Annotated in this window: 3 protein-coding genes and 1 pseudogene; 1 reads left to right on the forward strand and 3 read right to left on the reverse strand. The window is 31.6% G+C overall.

The genetic code is table 11. The features are described 5' to 3' along the window. A pseudogene (locus WBN21_RS00785) lies at positions 1 to 200 on the forward strand (cell envelope biogenesis protein OmpA); the annotation flags it as partial. Between the two features lie 77 nt (positions 201 to 277). Here WBN21_RS00785 and WBN21_RS00790 read toward each other — a convergent pair. The 3 genes from WBN21_RS00790 to WBN21_RS00800 all read right to left on the reverse strand — a co-directional run bounded on the left by WBN21_RS00790 (position 278) and on the right by WBN21_RS00800 (position 3,988). Beyond that, a complete protein-coding gene (locus WBN21_RS00790) occupies positions 278 to 784 on the reverse strand; it encodes an RDD family protein (protein ID WP_424197411.1) in 507 nt (168 codons plus the stop codon). A 132-nt stretch (positions 785 to 916) separates the two neighbouring features. Further along, positions 917 to 2,710 (reverse strand): ribonucleoside-diphosphate reductase subunit alpha, encoded by a 1,794-nt coding sequence (locus WBN21_RS00795; protein ID WP_424197412.1) that lies wholly within the window; start codon positions 2,708 to 2,710, stop codon positions 917 to 919. 3 nt (positions 2,711 to 2,713) lie between these two features. After that, positions 2,714 to 3,988 carry a ribonucleotide-diphosphate reductase subunit beta gene (locus tag WBN21_RS00800; protein WP_424197413.1) on the reverse strand — a complete coding sequence of 425 codons (1,275 nt, stop codon included), beginning with the start codon at positions 3,986 to 3,988 and terminating at the stop codon, positions 2,714 to 2,716. Between the last annotated feature and the right edge of the window lie 266 nt (positions 3,989 to 4,254).

Genomic DNA, 4,254 nt, shown 5'->3' on the forward strand with positions numbered 1-4,254 from the left:
AAGATAAATACGAGGTAGCTCCAGAAAAATTAATTGCAGCTGGTAGAGCTAGTTACCAACCTGTTGCTGAAAATAATTCAAGTGAAAACAGATCAAAAAACAGACGTACACGAATTATTATTCTTCCGAACATCGACAAATTTTTCGCTTTAATGGCCGAAAATAATGATGCCGTTGCGGAAATCAATATTTTAGATTAAGAAAAATAATTAAATATTTTTATATAAAAAGCATCCCAATTGGGATGCTTTTTTAGTTTTTTATAATGATGATATTTCTAAATGTCTTGCGCTACGCCTATTTGGTCTAATTCGGTCTGCGATTCTTTTCTAGCTTCAAATTTAGCGATATCTACCACAAAGGTATTTGACATGGAATCGTGCCAACCTTTACCGTTTGTTCCTAAAAAAGACAATCCATCAAATGGAATTAATCTGCACAAACTTCTTTTAACAATATCTTGATTGGTTGGCATGTCTCCATTAGCCATTATCACCATCGTTTTTGTAACGTATTTTCCTAAAGTTCTATTTGTTAAGCTTTCCATTAAAAAGAAATATATAAACATTAAAAGATAGGAATAAAACAAATCTTCAAACTTGGTCATTTCAGCCCAATAATTATTTAAATCATAATCTCCTGTGAATTCACCGTAATAGAAAAAAGAATACGCAATGGCATACATTACCGCATATTGAGGTATTAAATCTATTAAATGGTTTACAAAACGCATATTCTTACTTGCTAAAAGATCTTCGGTAACAATAAAATTGGGTTCTGTCATTTAATGCTGTGTTTAAATTTTAAATATAGAATTTTTAATACAAAAAAAGCATCTCTGTTGAGATGCTTTTTTAAAAATTTGGGGTTCCCTCTTTCGAGGGAACAAACCCAATAATAATATTATTATAATTTATTACCCTTCACAACTTGTGCACTCTTTCTTTTGCTTAAACTTCTGTGCAGCATTCATACTGTGTTGGTAGTACAATGATTTTACACCTAGTTTCCATGCCGTAACATAAATTTTATTAATGTCTTTAACTGGCATATCTGGATGCACCATAATGTTTATAGATTGCCCTTGATCGATATGATTTTGTCTATTTGCCGCTTGGTAAATAATAGTCATCTGATCAATTTCAGAATAGGTTTTAAATACATCTTTTTCATGTTCAGTAAGACCCTCTAAATGTTGTACAGAACCATCATAATCGCGAATACTTTCCCAAACTTTTTTAGTATTCATGCCCTTATCCTTTAAAAGCTCAACTAAATATGGGTTTTTAATAGTTGTTTTTATTTTAGCAATATCCTTCACATAACTATTAGACCAAATTGGCTCAATACCTTGTGAAACTTGCCCTAAAATAAAGGCTGAAGATGTAGTTGGTGCCACAGCATTTAAAGTTGTATTACGTCTTCCGTAACCTTTCAATACTTCTGGCTCACCAAATAATTTGGCTAATTCTACTGATGCCTTTTTTGATTTATCGTTTATAGTTTTAAATATTTCACTATTCAAATTAAAAGCTTCCTGACTATCAAAACCTAACATTTTAGATTGTAATAATGAGTGCCAACCTAATGCTCCAAGTCCTAAAGCTCTATTTTCTTTTGCGAAACAATAGGCTTTCTCCATGAACATGAATGTTTGCCTATCATCACGATCTGAAGAATCTCTATACACTTCTAATTTTGTAATAAACTCTTCTAAAACCGCATCTAGAAAATATACCATGGTTTCAACAGCATCTGTATCTTTCCATTTGTCATAATGCAATAGGTTTATTGAAGATAATACGCATACAAAAGACCATTTTTCATTAGTAGGTAACATGATTTCTGAACATAAATTACTTGCATAAATTTCATGTTTATTATCTTGATAACAATCTGGTGCGGCGTTATTGGCATTATCTCTAAAGAAAATATAAGGGTATCCTATTTCTCCTCTACGTTGTAAAACTTTTGCCCAAACAGCTCTTTTTTCAGAATCCCCATCAATCATTTCTTGCATCCAATCATTCCCTACTGTAACACCGTGGGTTAATTCTTGAATTGGGTTACCTTCTGTTCCTATTTCTAAAAACTCATTAATATCGTTATGCTCAATTGGTAAATACGGAGAAAAACGACCTCTTCTCACAGAACCTTGACTTACAACATCTACCATTTTTTCAAACAGTTGCATAATATGTACGGCTCCAGATGATTCTCCATTATTTTTTACTGGCGCACCTCTATGACGAAGTTTCCCAAAGTAACCAGAAGTACCACCTCCTAATTTCGACATCATTCCTACCTCTGATTGTGTATAAAGGATATCTCCCATATCATCAGAAATATGCGAACCAAAACAACTAATTGGTAAGCCACGTTTTTTACCAAAGTTAGACCAAACTGGAGATGCTAATGAATAATAGCCTTCTGCCATATAGCCATAAAACTTATCAGCAAAACCATCTATTTTTAAGATTTTTTCTGCGTTATTGGCAATTTCTCTAATACGTTCTTCAGGTGTTGTATCACCAGTAAGATATCCAGATGAAAGAAATTGACGACTATGATCAGTCAGCCATTTTATTTCTGGTTCAGCATTTGCTTCTTTTATAGCTTCTTTTCTAGCTTTAATTAATTCGTCGTGATTTGAGGTTTTTGTTGTTTCTAGGTTCACTTTGTTTTCGAGGTCTGGATTAATGTTGTTCATAGTTTAAAATAGGTCGTCACTAGTTATACTTTTTGTTCTTTTACTATAGTTAATGGATCGTTTCACGAAGAAATCTCCATGTTTGGTTCCTATAATTTCGTCGTCAAACCATTCGGTTTGCGCTATTAATTTTTCGTCAACATCAAACACTTTTTCAATGCCAATGCTTTCTAATGAATTATTAAATCTGTTCTTAATAAATTCATTGATAACATCTTTTGGTAAGAATTCTAATTCTCCAGCTTCAAAAATCCAATCGACAAGTTTACTTTCAGATTTAAAAGCTTCCACACATAATTCTTGAACTAAAGTATTGTGATCTTCATCAAACCAAGTTGGGTTTTCATTTTTTATAATTCTAATCACGTCAATTCCAAAATCGCCATGGATTTGTTCTTCTTTAGAAGTTGCCTCAACAACGTTAGAAACCCCTTTAAGCATGTTTTTGTGCTTGTTGAAAGCCATGATTATTAAAAACTGAGAAAACAAAGACACATGTTCTATAAATAGAGAAAACAATAAAATAGATTCTGCATACTCTTTATTATCTTCACTTTTAGCGTTCTTTAAAGCTGTTTCTAAATAATGAACACGTCTCATTATTACCGGCTTTTTCTTTAGGTTTTTAAACTCATTGTTAAGACCTAATATTTCTAATAAGTGTGAATAGGCATCATGATGGCGCACTTCGCTTTCTGCAAATGTAGCTCCTACCGATCCTATTTCCGGTTTTGGCATTTTGTGATAAATGTCGCCCCAAAAAGATTTTACAGCCACTTCAATTTGCGAAATTGCAAGCATGGTATTTTTTATAGCATTTTGCTCAACAACAGTCAGTCTTGTTTTAAAATCTTGAATATCGCTGGTGAAGTTAAATTCAGAATGAATCCAATACGAATGTCTAATAGCATCAACATAGTCGTTAAGTTCTGGATACTCGTATGGTTTTAAATTAATTCGTTTTTCAAAAATATTTGTTTTTCTATTTCTGGCTTGTTCGTCTCTGTATAATATGTACGCTTTAGCAACCGCAGGAAAAGAACTTACCATTAATGTTTCCTCAACTAGATCTTGTACTTCTTCAACTGTAGGTAAATAGTTAATATCTTTTGCTTTTCTACCTATTAAGATTTGTAAAACATTAACAGAAATAGCATTTGCATCTTCTTTAGTACCATTACCAACAGATAACATTGCTTTTTCAATGGCATTAGAAATTTTATTTAAAACAAACGGGCTTGTTTCATAATCTCTTTTTATAATCTGTGTGATTTCCATAATATTTTTAATTTAAAGGCTAAAAGTTATTAGAATATTTAGGGGCTACTTTCTAAATTTCTATAGTAAATTCCGTAAAATATGATTTGTTTTTGCTCAAAAAAGGCAACATGTTTTTTTTTGAAATTTCATTTTTTTGAATAAAAAATAAAAAACATCCTGTTATTTGCTCTCCACAAAGATTGCAAAATGATTAACATGTTTTGAGAATTTGAAGAAACGTTTTCAACAAGTTTTTAACAATTAAAAAAACTTATGTAAAAAAT

The sequence above is a fragment of the Algibacter sp. genome, assembly GCF_049667265.1.
GTDB lineage: Bacteria > Bacteroidota > Bacteroidia > Flavobacteriales > Flavobacteriaceae > Algibacter_B.